The sequence below is a fragment of the Acinetobacter sp. FY731 genome (genome assembly GCF_059515905.1).
Map to the genome: position 1 here is coordinate 358591 of NZ_JCAKNB010000004.1, position 22874 is coordinate 381464.

A 22874-nucleotide genomic window follows, 5' to 3' on the forward strand; every position below is an offset into this window, starting at 1 on the left:
ATTGAGCATGACGGAGTTACCGTTTCAATCGCTTCAAACTCTGAATACACGTCAAAATAGAGCTTTGGCGTTAGCTGCTGTTTTTCAATCAGCACAGCTTACGCACATGACCGCACTATCAGGACGACAGAGCACAGGCGAAAACGGTAACTTTTATCTAGAACAATTAATTAAAGCCAGTTTAAATATTCGACCACAAGCCAAACCGTGTTCCCAAACTTTAGATTACTTTAATCAACTTGCCGATATTTCATTAGGATTGAAGACATTAGAGAATAGTATTACTCAACCCTTCAATCCTTCGCCTAAATCTAGACTTCCAAAATTTTCACAAACCAAACTACCCATGTCCTATGCTATGTCTCTTCTACATTTAGAAAAGAAGGTGTATAGCAATCCAAAATTTGTAGAAATTATTGAACAATCACAACAAAAAATATTAAAACAACTTTCTTTTTTCGATAACAACTATCTCCATCCTAGTATCATCGCAAACCTAGCCCAAACCTATGTAGATACAGCAGGACAAATTAATCCTCGTATTATGGTGAAAGGCAATGCAGAAGCATTTAAAGATAGTTCTCATACCAATCGAATTCGCGCATCATTATTTACTGGCTTACAAATGGCGCATTTATGGCGTCAATCTGGTGGAAGTTCATGGAGTATGATATTCACCAAACGTAAGTTACTTAAAGATATTCAAGATCTGGCTCGTTTGCAGTTTCAGGTAATTTAACCTATGCAAATTGAGTTTTTGTTTTTTCGCTTAGTTCCAAAGTTTAAGGAATCGCTATGAACGCTTTAACCGCACTTTCTCCATTAGATGGACGCTATGCTAGCAAATGTGATGCTTTGCGCCCTTTCCTCTCTGAGTTTGGTTTAATCCATGCTCGTGTGACTGTTGAAGTTCGCTGGTTACAAGCACTTGCAAACCGTCCTGAAATTACAGAAGTTCCTGCATTTTCAAACGAAACAAATGCTGCACTTGATGCAATTGTTGCAAACTTCTCTGAAGACAATGCAAATCGTATTAAAGAGATTGAACGCACAACAAACCATGATGTTAAAGCAGTTGAATACTTCCTTAAGGAACAAATTGCAAATATCGCAGAATTAAAAGATGCTGGTGAATTCATTCATTTTGCATGTACTTCTGAAGACATTAACAACTTGTCTCATGCTTTAATGCTTAAAAATGGTCGTGACGTTTTAGTTACCGCTATGCAGCAAATTATCGACTCAATTGTTGCTCTTTCTGTAACTCATGCAGAACAACCAATGTTGTCTCGTACACACGGTCAAACTGCTAGCCCAACAACATTAGGTAAAGAAATGGCGAACGTGGCTTACCGCCTTGCACGTCAAATCAAACAATTCAAACAAGTTGAATTATTGGGTAAAATTAACGGTGCTGTAGGTAACTATAACGCTCACTACTCTGCTTACCCAGAAATTAACTGGCCTGCACACTCACAAGCTTTTGTTGAATCTTTAGGTTTAGCATTTAACCCGTACACAACGCAAATTGAACCACATGACTACATGGCGGAACTTTTTGATGCGCTACGTCGTTTCAATACAATCTTAATCGACTTTAACCGTGACGTTTGGGGTTATATTTCACTTGGTTTCTTCAAACAACGTTTGAAAGAAGGTGAAGTTGGTTCTTCAACTATGCCACATAAAGTAAACCCTATCGATTTTGAAAACTCTGAAGGTAACTTAGGTATTGCAAATGCTGTACTTGGTCACTTAGGCGAAAAACTTCCTGTATCTCGCTGGCAGCGTGACTTAACTGACTCAACTGTTCTTCGTAACATGGGTGTTGGTTTTGCACAAAGCTTAATTGCTTTTGAAGCTTGCTCTAAAGGTATTGGTAAACTTGAATTGAATGCTGACCGTATTCTTGAAGACTTAGACAATGCTCAAGAAGTATTGGCTGAGCCTATTCAAACTGTTATGCGTCGTTATGCAGTTGAAAAACCATACGAAAAATTAAAAGCTCTTACTCGTGGTCAAGCAATGACTCGCGATATGATGGTTGATTTTGTAAATGGTAATGAACTTTCGGCTGTTCCTGCTGAAGATCGTGCGCGTTTAGCTGAAATGACGCCTGCTACTTACACAGGTAATGCAGCAGAACAAGCAAAACAAGTTGCTGACCTAATCTCTAAAATCTAATTTTAGATAAATAAAAAAGCGAAGCTCAGGCTTCGCTTTTTTATTTGATCCCTCTCCGTTTAGGAAATGAATAACAGGTAATCCAATAGGATAGTTCTAAAGTTCTCTCTCCCTTTGGGAAAGAGCTAGAGAGGGAAAATTTATGAGAATATTTATGCCACGGGACAATACTTCGCCCAATCATCCTTCATTCGCTGTAATTCACAACCTGTAAGAACATCACTATAGTAAATATAATAAATTGCATCAGGATACTGAATTTCATGACGGAACATCATGCCACGCAGTGACACAGACAATTCTTCAGGAAAATCATCCAAATTTAATTCTTCAAAATCATAATTAAAATAACAATTTTGCGTTGCTAAAAATGCTTCTGTCATTGACATATCAGCGCCCTAAAATAAGCATCATGTTAGTGAGATCTACTCCAAATGCCAAGCATTTTAAGGATGATTGACCCAATCGATCAAAATTAAGTCATTTAAATGTGAATTGAGTTTGCGATCATAAAATTTAAAGCACACCCTCATCCCTACCTTCTGTTTAGATACATCATCCATAACTCTTAAATGGCGTGATGTCTGTTGACCATCAAATATAATCTTTACTCGCTCAAAAGATTTTCGATTATTCTTATTTCCAGCTGTTTGATAGGTTTGATACGCCTCGACAATACCACAGTGTTGTGACACGACATCTTTTTGAAGTTGGCTTAAATAAAATGCAAGTCCAAGTATAAATACAGGTGGTATCAGGATGATAAGATAAATAACCAGAGGATGAGCTATCTGACTTTTATATACATTGATATAAATCATGACACAAAAAGGCCATACAAAAAGACTAATAGCGCCAATGATCCATAAGAGTGTCATATTATTGTCTCTTTTTCTAATCGATTCACTCTGTGGTCCATTTTAGCAATTTTGATTCAGACAAATGTGGATATTTAAACTTATCGATATATTCAAAGCAGACCTTTTGACCTTGTGGCATTTTATCTAAGTGCTGATCAAACAATAAATGTCGACTGTATTTAGCATTTTCAAAGCGAATACTGACACGCTCAAACTCACCACCACGAGTTTTATGTACCTGATATAATTGCACCACACCACATTCTTTTGATGGTATGACTGGTGGATTATTGGGCTTGAGAAAGCCATATAATAGAAAAATACAGACACTTGGTAGAAAACTCAGTCCAAATAGAATCTTCTTAGCATCATTTTTTATACTTTTGGATTCAATGTAAAACATACATAACATCGGAATAAATACGATGCTAAAAAATCCAACCAATAAAACAAACGTGAGCATAGGTGCCCAAACTCAAACTAATTACTTCATTTATAACATAATTATACGATCTCAAAATAAAAAAGCTCGCCAAAGCGAGCTTATATATGCGAAATATTTAAAGTTTAGGATCGCGCATTTGAACCAAATTTGAACTCGCTTTAGTCAAACTTTCCATTACTTTATTCATCACTGTAGGTACCAGAGAATCTGCAATTTGAGCTGCTTGTAGACCTAGTTTTTCACCAAAAGTTGGTTTTTTACGTGTTTCAATCACATAAATATCATGCTTCGGTAAAAGACTTAAAATGTATTCATCCGATGTTTTTAAGCTATCTACCAAGTTTAAATCTAAGGCATCTTGACCGTACCAATGCTCACCTGTTGCAACTTTCTCAACATTCAATTGTGGGCGGTACTTTTCAACAAAATGCTTAAACAAGTTATGCGTTTGCTGTAACTCTTCTTCAAATTTAGCTTTACCTTCATCGGTATTTTCACCAAACATAGTCACTGTACGTTTAAATTGACCTGCTGTGTAAAGCTCGAAATCGACCTTGTTTTCTTTTAACAAACGGTTGAAGTTTGGTACTTGAGCAACCACACCAATTGAACCAACTACTGCAAATGGTGCAGATACAATTTCAGATGCAATACATGCCATCATATAACCACCGCTTGCAGCAACTTTGTCGACACAAATGGTTAAATTAAAACCCGCATCGCGTAAGCGCACCAGTTGTGCAGCAGCAAGTCCATAACCATGCACCATACCACCGGGACTTTCTAAGCGTAAAACCACACGATCTCGCCCTGCTTTAGCTGTTGCTAAAACTAAGGTTATTTCTTCACGTAATTGTTCTACAGCAGATGCTGCTGTATCACCTTTAAAGTCGAGCACATAAATTTTTTCATTGGTTTTTTTACGTACGCGTGCTTCTTTAACAAGTTGTTGTGTAAGCTGTAAAAATTCAAATTTAGAAGCTGTTGTTTGAGCTATTTTTTTGCGTTGTTCATTTACTCGAGCATTTAAATGATGCACTCGAATTTCAGCAGGAAATTTAGTTGCGTGAAATAACATATAATAAAGCTCATCTAATACATATTTATACTTTATAAGATGTGGGCTTTGTAACAAAAAATCAATGCCTATTTGTAAATAATTCTCATTGAATTATTCAACAAAAAAAGAGCCAATTTGGCTCTTTTAGTTTGTCGCTTTGTGAATAGAAATAATATTAGCCAAATCGACCAGTAATATAAGCTTCTGTAAGCTGATGATCAGGCTGTGTAAATACTTTTTCAGTGGCATTAACTTCAATTAAATCGCCCAAATGGAAATATGCAGTACGATCAGATACACGTGCAGCTTGTTGCATGGAGTGTGTCACAATTGCAATGGTGTATTGTTGAGATAATTCGGTAATTAACTCTTCAACTTTAGCAGTTGCAATAGGATCGAGTGCAGAACATGGTTCATCCATTAAAATCACTTCAGGAGAAACAGCAATAGTACGTGCAATACATAAGCGTTGCTGTTGACCACCCGATAAACCTGTACCTGGTTGGTTCAAACGATCTTTCACTTCATCCCACAATCCAGCTTTGCGTAAGCTATTCTCTACAATTTCTTCTAAGTCGTATTTATCACGTGCTAAACCATGTAATTTTGGTCCATAAGCAACGTTATCAAAAATAGACTTTGGAAATGGATTTGGCTTTTGGAACACCATACCTACTTGTGCGCGAAGCAATACAACATCTAGGTTTGGATCATAAATATCTTGATTATCGAGCAAGACCTTACCTGTCACACGACATGAATCAATCGTGTCATTCATACGGTTTAAAGTACGTAGGAATGTAGACTTACCACAACCCGATGGTCCAATAAATGCAATCACTTCATTTTCATAAATATTAAGGTCAATACCTTTAATTGCTTCAGATTCACCATAATAAACATGCACATCTGAAGTACTCAGTTTTACATTGGCAGACTTCGGTTCTTTTTTTGCCGAAGATTGCACATCAAACTGAGAAACGAAAGAAGTTGATGATTTTTTATCTAAATTTTCAGATGTAAATTGTGTATGTTCTGAGTTCACCGATTTATCCTGTTCTAAGGAATTTGTTTTTGTTGCAGTTACTGTATTCATAATCATGCCCTGAATTACCAACGAACTTCAAATTTTTTACGTAACCAAATAGCAAGACTGTTTAAACCAATCATTAATGCTAAAAGTACAATAATTGCTGCTGCTGTTCGTCCTTCAAAGAAGTTACGAAGCTCATTACCTTGCCATAAGAAAATTTGCACAGGTAATGCTGTAGATTGATCTAAAGGTGTTGCTGGTACACTTGCAACGAAAGCACTCATACCAATCAATAACAATGGCGCAGTTTCACCAAGTGCTTGTGCAACACCAATAATTGCACCTGTTAAAATACCCGGTAATGCCAATGGCAATACATGATGAAATACTGTTTGTAAATTAGATGCACCTAAGCCCAATGCTGCTTGACGAATAGATGGTGGTACTGCCTTTAATGAAGCACGTGTTGTAATAATGACAGTGGGTAACGTCATTAAACTTAAAACCAAACCACCTACCAATGGCGCAGATAACGGCATGTGCATCCATCCAATAAAGATTGCCGCGCCAAGTAAGCCAAATACAATAGATGGAACTGCTGCAAGGTTATTAATATTTACCTCAATAACATCGGTAATCCAGTTCTTTGGCGCAAATTCTTCTAAGTAAATTGCAGATGCCACACCAATTGGAATAGAAATCAATATCACGATAAACATCATGAATAATGACCCCATAAATGCACCTGCTAAACCTGATGTTGCAGGTGAACTACGTGAATCTGGGCTAAAGAAAATATTGGTGTTAAATGTATTCTCAATAATTCCTTTCGCTTTTAATTCATCTGCTAATTGACGTACTTCTGGGCTTAATTGTTGCTGTTCATCGGGTAAAGAGCGATCAATATTACCAGCCAGCCACACATCAATATTTGCGTCTGCCAATACCTTAACTTCTTTAACTTGCCCAACTAAGCTTGGGTTTTCAAGCACCATATCGCGAAGTTTATAAGCTTCTGAACTTGTATATAACGAAGCAACCTCATCACGCTTAGACTCTAATTGAGGATCTTCAGAAACAATACCATTCACCAATAGTAGATCCCAATCAGCCATCCCCATTTGAGTTTGCCACTCTATTAAACGCTCTTCATACTTCGCAGGCGTTTCATTTGGAGTTGGTTTTGGCTTAGGACCTGCAGTAATAACAGTTGGATCGAAATAAATAGGAACAGTTAAACTACTTTGCCAAAATGATGGTAAACCTTTCGCAAGAATGCTGCCGAACAACAGTGCGACAAAAAACAAACCTGTAATAACAGCAGAAAAACCTAAAATACGAAATGTCTTTTCTTTACGATGGCGCTTAGATAAAGAACTAGCAATCGTTTTCTTTCTTTTTTCTCTGAGTTCAGCTGCAACTTGAGGATCGGCTGGACTTAATGTATTTGTATTCGTATTGCTCATTAGTCGTATTGCTCGCGGTATTTACGCACGATGTAAAGTGCAACAATGTTTAAACCTAAGGTAATCACAAATAATGTTAAACCCAATGCAAAGGCAACCAATGCTTGTGGGCTTGCAAAATCTGTATCTCCCGTCAATTGATTCACAATCGTAATCGTTACTGTAGAAACAGCTTCTAGCGGATTAATATGTAGTAATGGACTGTTCCCCGCTGCTAACACCACAATCATGGTTTCACCAATTGCGCGTGAAGCTGCAAGTAAAAATGCGCCAATAATGCCTGGTAAAGCTGCTGGTATAACCACCTGACGAATGGTTTCAGATTTAGTTGCACCCAAACCTAATGAACCATCACGAAGCGCTCTTGGCACTTGCGTAATAATGTCGTCCGAAAGAGATGATACGAAAGGAATAATCATAATCCCCATCACAAAACCTGCAGTTAATGCACTAGTCGCATTAATATCTAAGCCGATATATGCCCCTGCTTGCTTTGCAAAAGGACCAATCACCATTAAGGCAAATACACCATAAACAATTGTTGGAATACCAGCTAAAACTTCAATTGCAGGTTTAGCCCAAGAACGAAAACTTGAAGATGCATATTCCGCCAAATAAATTGCAATCATTAACCCCACTGGGACTGCAACTAAAAGCGCAATACCACTAACCATAAGCGTACCCCACAGCAATGGAATCAATCCATAACTACCTTCAGCACTACCAGATGTACTAAATCCTGGGTTCCATTCCGTACCAAAGAAAAAATCAAATGGATTTACAAAATGGAAAAATCTCAAAGCTTCACTAAACATTGACATTACAATGCCAACTGTCGTTAAAATTGCAACGCCTGAACAAAGTGCCAAGCTAATATTCATTATTTTTTCGACTTGGTTTCGTGCACGGAATTGTTCAGAAATTCTCTTTTTTGCTAACACTAAACCAATTAATGCAGCACAAATTACAAGTGCCACTTTTGCAAATGTTGCTATGCTTTGAAATTTTGCTAATTGCTCTGCTGCTGCAACTTCATATACTGTAGGCGTATCACTCACCCCAAAACCTGAAGCAATAGCTTGTACTCGATCGACCAATACACCTGTTGTTGCAGGGTCTAAGTTCACAGCAATATTTGCAGGCACATTGTTTAATACAACATGCGTTAAAATACTTGGCTCAACAATATTCCAAACCAATAAAATTAAGAATGCAGGAATACCACACCACAAAGCGACCAATGCACCATAATAGCCCGGACGCGAATGTAGTTTCGCAGAGTTATTTCCCTTACCTGCTAGTGTGCGGCTTTTGGCTAATCCAATTTGATAAGCGATAGCAATTATTGCCAACAGCACACCAATAAGTAGCAGATTCATGTATTTTCCACCAATTTCCAATTATTTTTTGAATATTGTGATGCTAAAAAAGCTGATGATTAGAAACCTAATCATCAGCTGATAACTTACTTAACTGCTTTACCTGCTTTGAAGTTCGCAAGAACTTGTGCACGCTCTTTGTCTGACATTGAAATTAAGCCAGCTTTATCTAATTTAGAGCCTTTACCAGAAACTTTCTTACTTAAGAAGTATTCAGTAAATTGAGGTAAACCTTTAATTGATTTAAGGTGCTCACCTTTCACGTAAAAGAATAAAGGACGTGAAACTGGGTAAGAACCATTTAAAACAGTTTGCTCTGATGGTGCAACATTATTAACCGTTGCAACACGTAACTTGTCACGGTTTTGGTCATAGAAACCTAAACCAAACACACCTACAGCACTTGGTGATGTCTTAAGACGTGCAAGTGTTTCTGTGTAGTCACCTGAAATTTCAATTACTTTTCCATCTTTACGGAAAGTTGAACATGCTTTTTTCTGAGCATCTTTATCTAGAGCTTTAATTGCTTCATAAGTTTCACAGCCTGCATCAACCATTTTTTCTTGGAACACTTCACGTGTACCGTGGTTTGATGCTGGAATGACCAAAGTAATTGGTTGATTTGGAAGTGATTTGTCAATTTGATTCCAACGTGTATAAGGGTTTGGAACCATTTTACCGTTAGATGGTAATTCTGCAGCTAAAGCAGCAAATACATGTTGCGGACGAAGTTTGTATGCTGCTTTATTTGAGTTTGATGCAAATACAATACCGTCATAACCAATTTTAATTTCTAATACTTGATTAACGCCTGCTTTTTTACATGCAGCTAATTCTGTATCTTTAATTTTACGAGATGCGTTTGCAATATCAATTGTGTTGTCACCAACACCATTACAAAATTGTTTTAAACCACCAGAAGTACCACCAGAACCAACAACAGGTGCTTTAAACTGTGGGAATGTATTACCAAATTCTTCAGCCACAATACTTGCATATGGAAGTACTGTTGAAGAACCAGCGATTTGAATTGTGTCACGAGCTGCATTTGCCGTTGTTGCTACAGCTGCCCCTGAAACTGCTAATGCAAGTGCAATATGTGTATAGCGCATTTAAATCTCTCTTTTATGCAAATTTGGAGTACGCCACTTTTATTTAGTTTTGTACTTGTTCTGTGTTATTGCATTTTGAGTAGATAATATGACAAATAAGTTACAACTATATTACGGTTTAATGATAATTAAACTCCCCTCAAACCCACAAAAATGAGTTTTTTTTAATCTAATTAATTTATTCTGTAATATTTCACATAAGTTATAAAGTTTATAATTAAAAAACTTGATGAGCTAAATAGTTCAAACTCATCTGAGTTCAATACTTCATTATTTTATAGGTTGATTTAACCAGTCCACTTTTACAGGTTTCGTTTTTTGATTTAAATGATTCGTCACAATCACACCATCTTTCACGACCAATTCAATATTCTGTAATGCTGAAATATCTGCAATTGGGTTACCATCAATCATAATTAAATCGGCAATTTGACCTTTTTCAAGTGTCCCTAATTTTTTTTGACCAAGTGCTTTTGCAGCTTCACTTGTTGCAGATAAAAGTATTGTCTTGTTGTCAATTCCTGCACCCTTCATTACATGCGTGACCAACGGCACTACTTGTTGTGGTGGAATACCCGGAATATCAGATGTAAACAATGGCACAGCACCCGCTTTTAACATCACATTAACGTTATATTCTAAAATTTTGTAATCATTTTTATCTTTTTCAGATGCATAACCAAGCTTAATATAACGCTCCAAGAAACCAAGGGTAACCGCAATAGGTGTCTGTTGTTCACCTAGTCTTTTCAACAAAGTACCATCCACATCTTTCGTCACGGTAGGTGGATGAATAAACCCATCAACACCTGCATCAAGCATGGTATTTACGTCTTTTGCATTTGCATTTGCATTATGAGCAAAAACTTTTAAGTCATTTTTATGTGCTTCATCAACAATTGTTTTAATCACACCCCTATTAATTGCTGTTTGATTCGTTACACCATCAAAAACAACAACATCAGCTTTATTCTTTACAAGCTCTTGTACAGATGCTCGAGCCTGCTTTGGTGTATCCATAGATAAACGCACATGATTATTACACCATTTCAATTCTTTATTTTTAAGATCGCCACAAGCATAGTAATCACCCGCATTTAAAAGAACTGGTCCTGCTGCAATAATACGAGGACCAATAATTTCACCTTTTTGAATTTTATCTCGTACTTGAAAAATATAGGGTTGGAAATCGATTGGAGAAAATGTCGAAGTAAATCCATTGTCTAAATGTCCACGAAGTCGCTTTGTCAAATCTCCCTTAATGAAGGCTTGAACACTTGCTTCACTTCTAGCAGGCATTTGCGGTGGCATATCATAAAAATCCCAAAACAAATGTAAATGCGCATTAATTAGACCAGGCATAACTATTTTGCCTTTCGCATCTATAATTTGTTTTGCTTTTTCTGATGTTTTTTCTGTTTGTATTGCTTTAATTTTGCCATCTTCAATAATGACATTTGCATTTTTGATTAAGTCTGAACCTGTACCATCAAACACATTTGCATTTTTAATAATAATGTCTGCCGCATATACTTGAGGACATACCAATGTGCTTAATAACAAGGTTTTAAACACCATTTTTTAATTTTCATTTTTACTCCAAAACACTTTTACTCAGTTTTTATAATCAATTTTTAGTTGCATTTATTTTGCTTATAAATAATACACCAATATTAAAAAACATCATTATTTATCACAAAATTTATCAATAATTTTAAATTTATCACAAAAAAAAGGAGCTCGTTTGAGCTCCTTTTTTACACATCCAATTGATTAGTCAATTGCAGGTGTATACGTACCATCAGCAATTGCATCTTTAATACGATCAGCTTCTGCTAACACAAGTGCAAGTAAGTTCTTCACGTTGTCTAAAGTTGCAACTGGGCTTAAAGTTGTCATTTTCAATGATTGAACTTGACCTACTTTAGTTACACCAATATTCGCTTCACCACGTGCAAACAGTTCATCTGCAACGTTTTGGTTGAGTGTATCAAGTAATTCTGTTGGATAACCTTCAGGAATTGCACGGAACAATACAGATGCGAATTGTGGATCAACCAACATTTCTAGACCTTCAGTTGCATCGATATACGCTGCAACATCACGTGTTAAACCAACACCGTGATCGATCATAGAACCGTAAAGCTCTTCACCCAATGCTTCAACCGTCATCCACAATTTCAACGCATCAAAACGACGTGTTGTTTGTAAAGACTTAGAAACAAGGTTTGGAACGCCATGCTCTTCATCATAAGCAGAGTTTAAGTACTCAGCTTCATAATGCATGAAACGATAGTTCGCTTCATCTTTGAGTAAGAATGCGCCACATGAAATCGTTTGGAAATAATGCTTATGGAAATCAAGCGTGATCGAATCAGACAGTTCAATACCATCCAACATATCACGGAAATCATTCGATAGAATTAAAGCACCACCCCATGCTGCGTCGATGTGCATCCACGCGCCATATTTATTGGTGATTTCACGCACTTTTTTCAGTGGATCAATTGCTCCTGCATCCGTTGTTCCCGCAGTTGCAACGACACATGCCACGATCTTGCCTTCAGCTTGAAGGTGAGCCATGGTTTTCTCAAGTGCATCCATGTCCATACGAGCATTTTCGTCAACAGGAACAGTCACAACCGATTGGAAGCCCATACCCATCATCGCCATGTTCTTTTGCACAGAAAAATGTGCATTTTCAGAACAAATGACTTTCACGTTACGCATCGCATCCGCTGGTACGCCATCACGCTGAACAGACCACGGATTGCCGTTTTCGTCTTTCCAGTTTTTCGCGATACATGCATCACGCGCAAGCAAAACGCCCATCAAGTTAGACTGTGTACCGCCAGAGGTGAATACACCTGCTTGACCTGCACCGTAGCCTACTTTTTGGCGAAGCCAATCAATGAGCTGAACTTCCATTAATGAACCTGCTGGGCTTTGATCCCATGAGTCCATAGATTGGTTGGTTGCGTTAATTAAAACTTCTGCGATTTGGCTTGTGACCATAGTCGGACAGTGCAAATGCGCTAAAGAATGCGGATGATGTACTTTTAAACTTTTATTTAAGAAAAGCTCAACCATACGATCAAGAGACTTCTGTACACCTAAACCTTCTTTAGAAGGATTGAATGCGATTGCAGAGCGAAGCTCTTTAATACTACCGCCTGTATACATTTTGTCATTTTGCAACCATGCAGATACAGCTTTTACAGCTGAATCCATTGCAGACTGATAGTCAGCAATGGATTGTGCATCATTGCAGAATAACGCTTTACGATGTTCTGCAAAATCAACCATGATTACGTGCCTCGAGTTGCAACAAGTGCTTCAGCAAGAGCTTTTTTGAAGCGTACGATAACTTCTTCACATTCAGCTTGTGTAATGATCAATGGGCAAAGTAAACGAATCACTGTACCGTTACGACCACCTTTCTCTAACAATAATTTGTTATCGAAACATGCAGCTTGAATCGCAGCAGCTAATTGACCATCACCAGGTAAAGAACCCATGTGATCTGCCGCTTGACGCTCATCAACAATTTCAACACCAAGCATCAAACCACGACCACGCACGTTACCGATACATGGGAATTCTACCGCTAATTTTTTAATTTCAGCTTGTAAGAAATCACCACGCTCTTGCGCGTTTTGAGCTAGGTTTTGCTCTTTAATAGTGTTGATGGTTGCAAGACCTGTACCCATAGCAAGTTGGTTACCACGGAATGTACCCGTATGACCCGCTGGCTGCCATGCGTCAAATTTACGCTTAATACCTAATACAGCAAGCGGTAAACTACCACCTACAGCTTTAGACATTACAATTACGTCTGGTTCAATACCCGCATGCTCAAAGGCAAACATTTTACCTGAACGTGCAAAGCCCGCTTGAACTTCATCAAGAATCAACACAATGTTGTGCTTTTCTGTTACTTCACGGATTTTCTTCAACCATTTTACAGGTGCAGTTACTACCCCACCTTCACCTTGAATTGCTTCAAGAATAACGGCAGCAGGTTTAGTTACACCACTTTCTACATCTTCAATAAAGTTTTCGAAGAAATAAGTTAAAGCATCTACACCCGCTTCACCGCCAATACCTAATGGACAACGGTATTCATGCGGATAAGGCATAAATTGAACACCTGGCATTAAGCCATTCACAGCATTCTTCGCAGACAAGTTACCTGTCATTGCCAAAGAACCGTGAGTCATACCATGGTAACCACCTGAGAAGCTGATTACTGAACTACGACCAGTGTAAGTTTTTGCTAATTTAATTGCTGCTTCTGTACCATCTGCACCAGATGGACCACAGAACTGTAAACAATACTCAGCTTTACCACCTGGTAATTGCTCAAGTAATGCTTCAGTGAAAGCATCTTTTAAAGGCGTTGTTAAATCCAAAGTATGCAACGGTAAACCGCTTGCAAGTGTGTCTTGGATACTTTGAATGACCGCAGGGTGATTATGGCCTAATGCCAATGTCCCTGCCCCAGCTAAACAATCGAGGTACTCTGTACCTTCAACATCGGTAACCCAGCACCCTAAGGCTTTTGCTATCGCAAGTGGAAGTTTACGTGGATAGCTACGAACATTAGATTCCATTTGACTTTGGCGAGTTAAATAGTATTCGTTAGTAGACTTAGTGGCAGAATTTACTGAAGAAACGCTCATATCGAATTACCATCTCTGATATGGGTTGAAAGAAATAAGTCGGGGGACTTTCGGTCTTTTGACTCGGTGCTTTTTGATTTTCTAGTTAGTTGAAATATCATGAAATATGCATTCACTAACTAGGAGGCGGATAATACCTAATTTTTCCAAAAAATAAATACTTTTAGGAAATAAAATTACCCTAATTTTATCGGAAAGATATATTCATCTCATCGATATATTGAATTATCATCTTACGCTGTGACAAATAAAAGAAAAGCTTAATTTTTATTCTTCATGTAAATTATAAACTAATTATTGACTACCGACTCAAATAAATAACATAAACCATTGATATAGATGTAATTTTAAAATTTTAAACAACTACTTTTTAAAATACCCTTTTACACATAAACTACATTTCATACATAAATCAGGCATAAACAATTTCTATGCTAGCAAAAATAAATACAGCAACAAATGAGGAATAAATATGCACCATTTTTACCGTTCTTTTGCCCTTGCAATCACAGCAGTTATTTCCGTACCTACTTTTGCTCAAGAAAATGCTTCTTTGAATTACAATGTGATCAATATTCAAACTGAAGCTTCACGTAATATTTCCAACGATGAAATGAGTGCTGTTTTATATATTGAAAAATCAAATAAACAACCTACTCAATTGGCAGCTGAAATTAACCTCCTCATGACACAAGCTGTGAATGCAGCTAAAAAATATCCTCAAATTAAGTTTGAAACAGGCTCACAATCGACCTACCCAATTTATGACAATGATAATCGTAAAGTAAAAGAATGGCGTGGTCGTGCTGAAATTCGATTAGAAAGCAAAGATTTTAAAACTGCAAGCCAACTTATTAGTGAACTTCAACAAAATTTCCAAACTCAATCTATTCACTTTAATGTGTCAGATGCTCAGCGTAAAAAAGTTGAAAATGAACTGATGATTGAAGCCTCAAAAAACTTTCAACAACGTGCTAACTCATTGGCTCAAGCTTGGAATAAATCAAGTTATCAACTTATTAACCTTAATTTAAATACAAATCAGTATAGCAATCGAGCTATTCCTCGTATGGCAATGATGAAAGCAGCAAGTGCAGATGCTATTCCTGAACAAGAAATGGCAAGTGGTGAATCTCAAATTACTGTAAATGCAAATGGCTCAATTCAATTAAAGTAAATTATCTCAAATCTAAACCGTAAGTCCGCTATGCGGTTTTGATTTGATGTTATAAAAAGATGATTAATACAAGTGCAACAATAAAATTATTTTATTCAATTATTATAGCAACTAAAGTAGTCCATCTCGTTTTACCTCAATATAAACAATACTCATGCAAAATTTAAACCTCTATTTATTTCATATTTTTAATGTTCCAAATAATGCATCTAATTTTATGATGTCTTATGCAACTTTTATTGCTCAAGACTTAATATATATTGTATTGGGTATTTTTATTTTGGCTTGGTTCATTGGTAACTTTCAAACTAAAAAAAATATTTTAAAAGCATTTATTTTTACAGCAATCACTCTATTCATGAGTGAATTACTATCGTACGTATTAAACACACCTAGACCATTTGTTATGGATGTTGGTGAAACAATTTTATTACATGCACCTACAGGATCTTTTCCAAGTAATCACATGAGTATTTTTAGTGGGCTTGCATTTTCTTATTATTTTTCATCGCAACGTCAGTTAGGTAAGTTATTAATAGCAGTCGCTTGGTTAGTAGCTTGGGCACGTGTTTATGTCGGCGTTCACTTCCCGATAGATATGCTGGGTGCTTTTTTCTTAGCTTATATTGTGAATATTTCAGGTCTAAAGTTTTGGAATCTATATAAAGAGCAACTTATGACTTGGGTAATGATGCTTTACCGTAAAATTTTCGCATTCCTAATTAACAAAGGTTTAATTCAATAAAAAAACCGCTTAAAGCGATTTTTTTATTGTCTATTTATTGACGACTTCTATTAGATTTAATATTTAATCCAATATAATTATTTCGTCATTTCCTCTGGCTGTACGGGCGTCTCGACATCTTGAACTTCACCATAAAGAATGAGCACAAGAACAGCAGCACTAACTAAGAGAATCCCTATAGCAATTTTTTTCATAATTTACGCCTATTTAAAACTTCAAAAAACCAAACTTTATTAGGTTTTACTAAAATATTGTATTTAAATCAATCATCAACTCAATATAAATCATCATAACACACAGCATATAATCAAATAATAATAACTTGATATTTCAAACACTAAATAACCCCATAAAAAAAGGCTTAACTCTCTGTAGAATTAAGCCTTTTAATATTTATCAAAAATATATTAATAAATCGCCATATGATTTCTATGAATCATCTCTAAAGAACGAGCCTCACCAAGCACTTGATGAACTTTATCTGAAGATAAACCTTTTACAATGTCTGCCGAACGAGAACTAAAGTTCACACGACCTACAGCAACTCGCCCACCATCAGAATCGACACATTCAACCACATCACCACGTTCAAAATGTCCCTCTACAGCTTTTACACCTACAGGCAATAAACTACGATGGTTTTCTTTAATCGCTTTCACAGCACCATCATCAATCACTAAACGACCCGCTGTTTGCAAATGTGCTGCAAGCCATTGTTGATGTGCTGTCATGCGGTCATTGTCATTAATAAACAATGTCCCTAGCATTTCCCCAGCCATTAAACGTGATAAAACATGATCACTTTCACCACTTGCAATAAGCGTTGGACAACCAGATTTAGCCGCTAAACGTGCTGCACGAACTTTCGTGAGCATGCCACCACGACCAAACTTACCGCCACCACCTGCCATATCAAATAAACTTTCATCTAAAGCACGAACAGTATCAAAAAGTTTGGCATTTGGGTTTGAACGTGGGTCTGAATCAAACATACCTTGTTGGTCAGTTAAAATGATCAGCAAATCACCATGAACTTGACCTGCGACCATTGCCGCCAAAGTATCGTTATCACCAAAGCGAATTTCATCAGTTGAAACTGTGTCATTTTCATTGATCACAGGAATTACACGCCAATCAATTAGGTGTTGCAAAGCATCACACGAATTTAAATAGCGTCGACGATCCGCCAAATCATCATGGGTTAAAAGCACTTGCGCAGTTTGAATATTTAACTGTGCAAGTATGCTAGACCAAGTTTGGATTAAACCCATTTGACCAATGGCGGCACACGCCTGAAGACTGGGTAGATCTGTGGGTCGATTCTCAAGTTTCATTCGAACCATACCTTCAGCCACAGCACCTGACGTCACAAGAATAATCTCATGCCCTGCATTGTGTAGATCTGCAATTTGTTTCGCCCAATGCGAAATAGCTGCAATATCTAAACCTTGCCCATTTGCTGTGAGTAAAGATGATCCGATCTTAACAACGATTCGTTTACAACCCTTGAGCTGACGTTGCCCATCTACCACTTCTATCATCTTGTCCTCAGTTACTCTTCCATAAGAGCTTAACGTACGTAAAACACTTCTACATCGTTATCGTCATCTTCATCATCTTCATCGTCTTCACCCAAAATACCAGCAAGACGTTGTTGACGACGCATTTCGCGATACGCTTCTTTCGCAGCAAGTGTTTGCTCACGTGTTTCAGCTTCAAGCTGATCACGGAATGCTTTCATCTCTGCTGCGTATTCAGGATCTTCAACTTCGCGTTCACGTTGTTCTTCAATTTGATCCATGAGGTAATAAACCACATCTTTCGTACCTTCTGCCGTTAAGCCAGAAGTTTTGAATACAGGACCTTTCCATTGAAGTTCTTCAAGAATATGACTACACCATTCTTCACGTGTATCTTCAGATAATTGATCTACTTTGTTTAATACCAATACAATTGGTAATTTTGAAAGTGTAGGAGAGAAATTATCTAACTCTTTCAAAATTGCTTTTGCATTGTAAGCAGGATCTGAACCATCAATAGGTTGAACATCTACAATGTGTAATAAAATACGTGTACGTGCTAAATGCTTAAGGAAACGAATACCAAGACCCGCACCTTCAGATGCACCTTCGATTAATCCCGGAATATCTGCCATTACAAATGAACGATAACGGTCTGCATCTACAACACCAAGGTTTGGAACCATAGTAGTAAATGGATAATCTGCAACTTTTGGTTTTGCAGCAGAAACAGCGCGAATAAAGGTCGATTTACCTGCATTCGGCATGCCTAATAAGCCAACATCCGCCAATACTTTAAGTTCTAAGCGTACTTCACGGAACTCACCTTTTGTTCCATGTGTACATTTACGTGGTGAACGGTTTGTAGATGATTTGAAGTGCGTGTTACCCAAACCACCATCACCGCCCAATGCGACCATTACGCTTTGACCATCTTCGATCAAATCGCCAATAATGTCGCCAGACTCTACATCAACAATTGTTGTTCCTACCGGAACTTTTAGAATTACTGATTCACCGCCACGGCCTGCACAGTTTGCGCCACGACCATTTTTACCACGTTCTGCACGGTATCTACGGGTATAACGATAATCTACAAGTGTACTTGTGTCGTCGTCGGCTTGAATATGGATACTACCGCCACGACCACCATCACCACCATCTGGACCACCAAATGGTACGAACTTTTCACGGCGAAAACTGGCTACGCCATTGCCACCGTCGCCAGCCTCTACGGTAATGACTGCTTCATCAACAAAGCGCATATTGCCAATCCTCTAAAAACTTTAAAAACCCCATATTCTGCCACATTTTAAAAGTTTTCTCGAATAGATTTATTCAGCAATACAATAAATTTCATTCAGCTTGTATCACGAATATAAGTTTTAGATCTTAATATTTAGAACAGCTTCCATATAAAGTTTACATTTCCCTTTAATCTGAACTCTATTATTTTCAAGTAAATGACAATATAGAACGCCTCCACGACTTGAAGCTTGGTAGGCTGTTAATTCTTTTTTGCCCGTTTTATCAGCCCATAATGGCATTAACGAAGTATGCAAAGAGCCTGTCACAGGATCTTCATCAATTCCCATAGATGGTGTGAAATAACGGGAAATAATGTCGTAATCCTTCAAAAAACCTTCTTTTTGCTCATTAAAAGCCGTAATTGCAACGCGTTTTCCACCAAGTTCTTTAATTAAATTAAAATTTGGATTTTCAGCTAAAATTGCTGCCGTATCTTTATATACTGCAATATATGCTTGTGGATTTTCATAAACTTCTACAATTTCTGAATTTAGCGCCTTTTTCAATAATTCAGGCACTTGTGCTAATTTTTGAGGAATTTGAGCAGGAAAGTTTAGAGAGATCTGACCATTACTTAAATTCTCTACAAAAAATTTACCCATTCCTTTTACATGAAATATAAGTGAATTAATCTGTGGATTATTATTAAAAATTACAAAACTTGTTGCTAATGTTCCATACCCACAAAACTGAACTTCTTTTACTGGTGAAAACCAACGAATTTCATAATTTTGATCATCAATTTTTTTAGCAAAACTTGTTTCTGAAAGATTATTTTCCAGTGCAATATTTTGCATTAAATCATCATCCAACCAATGATCTAACAATAAAACAGCCGCAGGATTACCTTTAAATAACTGATGACTGAAAGCATCGACTTGGTACATTTTCATTGCATTTAATTCTTTCAATTCAATTAGTTTTACTCATTACACGTGCTTTATTTTCAATAATTTCAGGTAAACTTTTTTCAATCCAATCGATTAAATAATTCACTTTACTTGCAGCATCTGAACCTAAAATTGTCAGTTGATATTCCACTTTTGGTGGCACAACAGGATAAACCGTACGTAAAATAAAACCATCTTGTTCAAGCATCTTTAATGTTTGAGCAAGCATCTTTTCACTTACCCCTTCTATACGCTGTTTTAACTCACTAAAACGGTGTACACCATCACTTAAACATCTCAAAACTAACACAGACCACTTATTCATAAGATGTTCCAATATTTCACGAGATGGACAGTCCGTGGATAAAACTTGTCCTAATAATTTACTCGTTTCATAAGTAGACATAAAAATCTTTCCTTTTAGTAATTAACTTACTTTTTAGTACGTACTTTCTTTTAGTAAGTTATCAGATTAATATTTATTCATCAAGTTTATTTATTCATCAAAATAATGTGAGATTAAAACATGAAAATTGCAATTACTGGCGCAACAGGTCAACTTGGTCACCTCGTTATTCAACACTTATTAGAACTAACTCAAGCTGAAAATATTGTTGCTCTTGTTCGTAATGTAGACAAGGCTGAAAACTTAAAAGCAAAAGGAATAGATGTTCGACATTTTGATTATGACTCACCTGCTACGCTTGCTCCTGCTCTACAAGGAGTCGATAAAATATTATTGATTTCTGCAAATGAAATCGGTCGTCGCACACCACAACATAAAGCAGTGATTAATGCTGCTGTTGAAGCACAAGTGCCTTATATTGCTTATACAAGCCTACTCCGTGCAGATACATCTCCGCTAGGTTTAGCTCAAGAACATCGTGAAACCGAACAATTAATACATGAAAGTGGTTTGAGCTATACTTTCTTAAGAAACAATTGGTATAGCGAAAACTATTTAGCAGGTCTTGCTCATAATATTGAAACAGGCATTTTATATGGTGTAGCTCAAAATTCGCTTATTAGTGCAGCTCCACGAAATGATTATGCAGAAGCTGCAGCAAATGTTTTATTGAGCGAATCTCATAAAAATAAAACTTATGAATTGGCAAGTTCCACAGCTTTCACTTTAGAAACTTTGGCAAATACCATTTCAAAAGTAAGTCATAAAACTGTGGTTTATACCAACTTATCTGCCGAAGATTACAAACAAGGACTTTTACAAGCAGGCTTACCTAAAGGTTTAGTCGATGTAATTATTGAAGCAGATGTAGAAGCAATGCACGGCGCAATGTTGAGTGATCGTAAAGACTTAGAAGCTCTGTTAAACCGCCAAACAACATCACTTGAAGAAACCATTAAACCCTTACTTATGTAATTTCAGTTTCACATAAAAAAAGAGCCTCAAATGAGGCTCTTTTTTTATCTACGTCACAAATTATGCATTTGTTTCAGCAGGAACTTTAAGGTAGCTTACGCCGCCCATTTGTTCAGCAATACGTAATACTTGGCAGCTATAACCAACTTCGTTATCGTACCAAACATAAGCTGTTAAACGGTTACCAGAAGTGATTGTTGCTTGCGCATCAAATACACCTGCAGTGCGTGAACCGATAAAGTCAGAAGATACAACCTCTGTAGAGTTTGTATAACCAATTTGACCTTGTAGCTTAGAGTTGATAGAAATTTGACGAATATATTCGTTCACTTCATCACGGTCTACATCTTGACCTAAAGTAAGGTTAAGAATAGCCAAAGATACGTTTGGTGTAGGAACACGTACAGAGTTACCTGTTAACTTACCTTGAAGAACAGGAAGAGCTTTAGCAACAGCTTTAGCAGCACCAGTTTCAGTAATAACCATGTTCAATGTAGCAGCACGACCACGACGATCAGCTTTATGGTAGTTGTCAATTAAGTTTTGGTCGTTTGTGAACGAGTGAACTGTTTCAACGTGACCATTAATCACTGTGTACTTGTCGTTTAACACTTTAAGTGTTGGTGTAATTGCGTTTGTAGTACAGCTTGCAGCAGAGATGATTGTATCTTCATCTAAGATGTCTGCTTGGTTAACACCGTATACAACGTTTTTCATGTCACCTTTACCAGGTGCAGTCAAAATTACACGCGCAGCGCCTGGGCATTTAAGGTGCTGAGCTAAACCTTCAGAATCACGCCATTTACCCGTATTATCAATAACCAATGCATTGTTAATACCGTAAGCTGTGTAATCCACTTCAGATGGGTTAGATGCATAAATAACTTTAATGAAGTTACCATTTGCAATAATTGCTTCATTTTCTTCATCTACAGAAATTGTGCCTGCAAATGGACCATGAATTGAGTCACGGCGTAAAAGTGAAGCACGTTTTTCTAAATCGCCATCAGATGATTTACGAACAACAATCGCTTTAAGGTTTAAACCACGACCAAGACCAGATTGGCTGATGATTAAACGCGCTAAGATACGACCAATACGACCAAAGCCATAAAGAACAACATCTTTATGTTCTACAGCAGAGTTATTGCCTTCTAAAGGCTTAACCGCTTCTGCAACAAATGCATTGATATCGCCGCCTTTTGCATTGAATTCAACCGCTAGTTTACCTAAGTCAACTTCTGCAGAACCGATGTTTTCAATTTTCGCCAAAGCTTCAAGAATTGGGTATGTATGAACTGCAGAAAGCTCTACGTCTAATACACGTGTACGACGGTGAGCTTTTAAAATCTGGATTACAGAACGGTTAATTAAAGAACGACCATATACTGTAACTACGATATTTTTTTCACGGTATAACTGACCCACTAGGGCAATCATACGTTCCGCAAGTTCTTCACGGTTTTTCCAGCGACCTTGGTGCTCTGCATGTAGGGCAATGATACTGTCTTTGCTCACAGATACGTCCTCTAATTAATGGTAAATCATAAATTTCTAAACCCCATAATTGTAATGGAATTAGCGGCAACTTTGTATCAAAAGCTGAATAAGACTGTACTATTTTCTTGTATA

21 protein-coding genes are annotated in these 22874 nt (G+C 37.1%); 5 read left to right on the forward strand and 16 right to left on the reverse strand.

The window, feature by feature from the left end:
- The first annotated feature begins 7 nt into the window (after window positions 1–7).
- On the forward strand, window positions 8–739 hold the full coding sequence (hflD, locus tag AC5YC8_RS07820; RefSeq protein ID WP_496116866.1) for a high frequency lysogenization protein HflD: 732 nt from the start codon (window positions 8–10) through the stop codon (window positions 737–739).
- A gap of 56 nt (window positions 740–795) precedes the next feature.
- Window positions 796–2184 (forward strand): adenylosuccinate lyase, encoded by a 1389-nt coding sequence (gene purB, locus AC5YC8_RS07825; protein ID WP_496116865.1) that lies wholly within the window; start codon window positions 796–798, stop codon window positions 2182–2184.
- Between the two features lie 152 nt (window positions 2185–2336).
- Here purB and AC5YC8_RS07830 read toward each other — a convergent pair whose 3' ends face one another.
- The 11 genes from AC5YC8_RS07830 to AC5YC8_RS07880 all read right to left on the reverse strand — a co-directional run bounded on the left by AC5YC8_RS07830 (window position 2337) and on the right by AC5YC8_RS07880 (window position 14221).
- Window positions 2337–2573 carry a hypothetical protein gene (locus AC5YC8_RS07830; RefSeq protein ID WP_496164121.1) on the reverse strand — a complete coding sequence of 79 codons (237 nt, stop codon included), beginning with the start codon at window positions 2571–2573 and terminating at the stop codon, window positions 2337–2339.
- Window positions 2574–2630: 57 nt separating this feature from the next.
- Window positions 2631–3062 (reverse strand): hypothetical protein, encoded by a 432-nt coding sequence (locus AC5YC8_RS07835; RefSeq protein WP_496164122.1) that lies wholly within the window; start codon window positions 3060–3062, stop codon window positions 2631–2633.
- A gap of 25 nt (window positions 3063–3087) precedes the next feature.
- Window positions 3088–3507: a hypothetical protein gene (locus AC5YC8_RS07840; RefSeq protein WP_496164123.1), complete on the reverse strand. Its 420-nt coding sequence runs from the start codon at window positions 3505–3507 to the stop codon at window positions 3088–3090.
- A gap of 97 nt (window positions 3508–3604) precedes the next feature.
- Window positions 3605–4567 (reverse strand): protease SohB, encoded by a 963-nt coding sequence (sohB, locus tag AC5YC8_RS07845; RefSeq protein ID WP_496164124.1) that lies wholly within the window; start codon window positions 4565–4567, stop codon window positions 3605–3607.
- A 157-nt stretch (window positions 4568–4724) separates the two neighbouring features.
- A complete protein-coding gene (gene pstB, locus AC5YC8_RS07850; protein ID WP_496116861.1) occupies window positions 4725–5645 on the reverse strand; it encodes a phosphate ABC transporter ATP-binding protein PstB in 921 nt (306 codons plus the stop codon).
- 14 nt (window positions 5646–5659) lie between these two features.
- On the reverse strand, window positions 5660–7048 hold the full coding sequence (gene pstA / locus AC5YC8_RS07855) for a phosphate ABC transporter permease PstA (protein ID WP_496116860.1): 1389 nt from the start codon (window positions 7046–7048) through the stop codon (window positions 5660–5662).
- Window positions 7048–8427 (reverse strand): phosphate ABC transporter permease subunit PstC, encoded by a 1380-nt coding sequence (pstC, locus tag AC5YC8_RS07860; protein ID WP_496116859.1) that lies wholly within the window; start codon window positions 8425–8427, stop codon window positions 7048–7050. The genes pstA and pstC overlap by 1 nt, the downstream gene beginning before the upstream one ends.
- Window positions 8428–8513: 86 nt before the next feature.
- Window positions 8514–9539 (reverse strand): substrate-binding domain-containing protein, encoded by a 1026-nt coding sequence (locus AC5YC8_RS07865; protein WP_496164125.1) that lies wholly within the window; start codon window positions 9537–9539, stop codon window positions 8514–8516.
- 270 nt (window positions 9540–9809) lie between these two features.
- Window positions 9810–11117, reverse strand: a complete 1308-nt coding sequence (locus tag AC5YC8_RS07870) for an amidohydrolase family protein (protein WP_496164126.1) — start codon at window positions 11115–11117, stop codon at window positions 9810–9812.
- Window positions 11118–11312: 195 nt separating this feature from the next.
- Window positions 11313–12845, reverse strand: coding sequence for a pyridoxal phosphate-dependent decarboxylase family protein (locus AC5YC8_RS07875; RefSeq protein ID WP_496164127.1), 1533 nt, complete (start codon window positions 12843–12845; stop codon window positions 11313–11315).
- 2 nt (window positions 12846–12847) lie between these two features.
- Window positions 12848–14221: a diaminobutyrate--2-oxoglutarate transaminase gene (locus tag AC5YC8_RS07880; RefSeq protein WP_496164128.1), complete on the reverse strand. Its 1374-nt coding sequence runs from the start codon at window positions 14219–14221 to the stop codon at window positions 12848–12850.
- Between the two features lie 472 nt (window positions 14222–14693).
- On the opposite strand from AC5YC8_RS07880, the gene AC5YC8_RS07885 reads away from it, so the two are divergent.
- Window positions 14694–15398 carry an SIMPL domain-containing protein gene (locus tag AC5YC8_RS07885; RefSeq protein WP_496164129.1) on the forward strand — a complete coding sequence of 235 codons (705 nt, stop codon included), beginning with the start codon at window positions 14694–14696 and terminating at the stop codon, window positions 15396–15398.
- Window positions 15399–15546: 148 nt separating this feature from the next.
- Window positions 15547–16143, forward strand: a complete 597-nt coding sequence (locus tag AC5YC8_RS07890) for a phosphatase PAP2 family protein (RefSeq protein WP_496164153.1) — start codon at window positions 15547–15549, stop codon at window positions 16141–16143.
- 407 nt (window positions 16144–16550) lie between these two features.
- Here AC5YC8_RS07890 and proB read toward each other — a convergent pair whose 3' ends face one another.
- The 4 genes from proB to AC5YC8_RS07910 all read right to left on the reverse strand — a co-directional run bounded on the left by proB (window position 16551) and on the right by AC5YC8_RS07910 (window position 20267).
- Window positions 16551–17684 carry a glutamate 5-kinase gene (gene proB / locus AC5YC8_RS07895; RefSeq protein WP_496116853.1) on the reverse strand — a complete coding sequence of 378 codons (1134 nt, stop codon included), beginning with the start codon at window positions 17682–17684 and terminating at the stop codon, window positions 16551–16553.
- A 29-nt stretch (window positions 17685–17713) separates the two neighbouring features.
- On the reverse strand, window positions 17714–18928 hold the full coding sequence (gene cgtA, locus AC5YC8_RS07900) for an Obg family GTPase CgtA (protein ID WP_496164130.1): 1215 nt from the start codon (window positions 18926–18928) through the stop codon (window positions 17714–17716).
- Window positions 18929–19048: 120 nt separating this feature from the next.
- Window positions 19049–19864, reverse strand: a complete 816-nt coding sequence (locus tag AC5YC8_RS07905; RefSeq protein WP_496164131.1) for a PhzF family phenazine biosynthesis protein — start codon at window positions 19862–19864, stop codon at window positions 19049–19051.
- Between the two features lie 19 nt (window positions 19865–19883).
- Entirely contained in the window at window positions 19884–20267 is a 384-nt protein-coding gene (locus AC5YC8_RS07910) for a winged helix-turn-helix transcriptional regulator (RefSeq protein ID WP_496116850.1), read from the reverse strand.
- Window positions 20268–20387: 120 nt separating this feature from the next.
- On the opposite strand from AC5YC8_RS07910, the gene AC5YC8_RS07915 reads away from it, so the two are divergent.
- A complete protein-coding gene (locus AC5YC8_RS07915; RefSeq protein WP_496164132.1) occupies window positions 20388–21242 on the forward strand; it encodes an SDR family oxidoreductase in 855 nt (284 codons plus the stop codon).
- A gap of 60 nt (window positions 21243–21302) precedes the next feature.
- On the opposite strand, the gene AC5YC8_RS07920 is transcribed toward AC5YC8_RS07915, so the two are convergent.
- Window positions 21303–22760, reverse strand: coding sequence for a glyceraldehyde-3-phosphate dehydrogenase (locus AC5YC8_RS07920; protein WP_321096406.1), 1458 nt, complete (start codon window positions 22758–22760; stop codon window positions 21303–21305).
- Between the last annotated feature and the right edge of the window lie 114 nt (window positions 22761–22874).

Coding starts and splice junctions, on each gene's coding strand:
- AC5YC8_RS07875 (WP_496164127.1), bottom strand. CDS start 12,845: ATGGTTGATTTTGCAGAACATCGTAAAGCGTTATTCTGCAATGATGCA.
- AC5YC8_RS07840 (WP_496164123.1), bottom strand. CDS start 3,507: ATGCTCACGTTTGTTTTATTGGTTGGATTTTTTAGCATCGTATTTATT.
- AC5YC8_RS07865 (WP_496164125.1), bottom strand. CDS start 9,539: ATGCGCTATACACATATTGCACTTGCATTAGCAGTTTCAGGGGCAGCT.
- AC5YC8_RS07880 (WP_496164128.1), bottom strand. CDS start 14,221: ATGAGCGTTTCTTCAGTAAATTCTGCCACTAAGTCTACTAACGAATAC.
- pstA (WP_496116860.1), bottom strand. CDS start 7,048: ATGAGCAATACGAATACAAATACATTAAGTCCAGCCGATCCTCAAGTT.
- AC5YC8_RS07830 (WP_496164121.1), bottom strand. CDS start 2,573: ATGTCAATGACAGAAGCATTTTTAGCAACGCAAAATTGTTATTTTAAT.
- hflD (WP_496116866.1), top strand. CDS start 8: ATGACGGAGTTACCGTTTCAATCGCTTCAAACTCTGAATACACGTCAA.
- cgtA (WP_496164130.1), bottom strand. CDS start 18,928: ATGCGCTTTGTTGATGAAGCAGTCATTACCGTAGAGGCTGGCGACGGT.
- proB (WP_496116853.1), bottom strand. CDS start 17,684: ATGATAGAAGTGGTAGATGGGCAACGTCAGCTCAAGGGTTGTAAACGA.
- AC5YC8_RS07870 (WP_496164126.1), bottom strand. CDS start 11,117: ATGGTGTTTAAAACCTTGTTATTAAGCACATTGGTATGTCCTCAAGTA.
- pstC (WP_496116859.1), bottom strand. CDS start 8,427: ATGAATCTGCTACTTATTGGTGTGCTGTTGGCAATAATTGCTATCGCT.
- pstB (WP_496116861.1), bottom strand. CDS start 5,645: ATGAATACAGTAACTGCAACAAAAACAAATTCCTTAGAACAGGATAAA.
- AC5YC8_RS07885 (WP_496164129.1), top strand. CDS start 14,694: ATGCACCATTTTTACCGTTCTTTTGCCCTTGCAATCACAGCAGTTATT.
- AC5YC8_RS07910 (WP_496116850.1), bottom strand. CDS start 20,267: ATGTCTACTTATGAAACGAGTAAATTATTAGGACAAGTTTTATCCACG.
- sohB (WP_496164124.1), bottom strand. CDS start 4,567: ATGTTATTTCACGCAACTAAATTTCCTGCTGAAATTCGAGTGCATCAT.
- purB (WP_496116865.1), top strand. CDS start 796: ATGAACGCTTTAACCGCACTTTCTCCATTAGATGGACGCTATGCTAGC.
- AC5YC8_RS07905 (WP_496164131.1), bottom strand. CDS start 19,864: ATGAAAATGTACCAAGTCGATGCTTTCAGTCATCAGTTATTTAAAGGT.
- AC5YC8_RS07835 (WP_496164122.1), bottom strand. CDS start 3,062: ATGACACTCTTATGGATCATTGGCGCTATTAGTCTTTTTGTATGGCCT.
- AC5YC8_RS07915 (WP_496164132.1), top strand. CDS start 20,388: ATGAAAATTGCAATTACTGGCGCAACAGGTCAACTTGGTCACCTCGTT.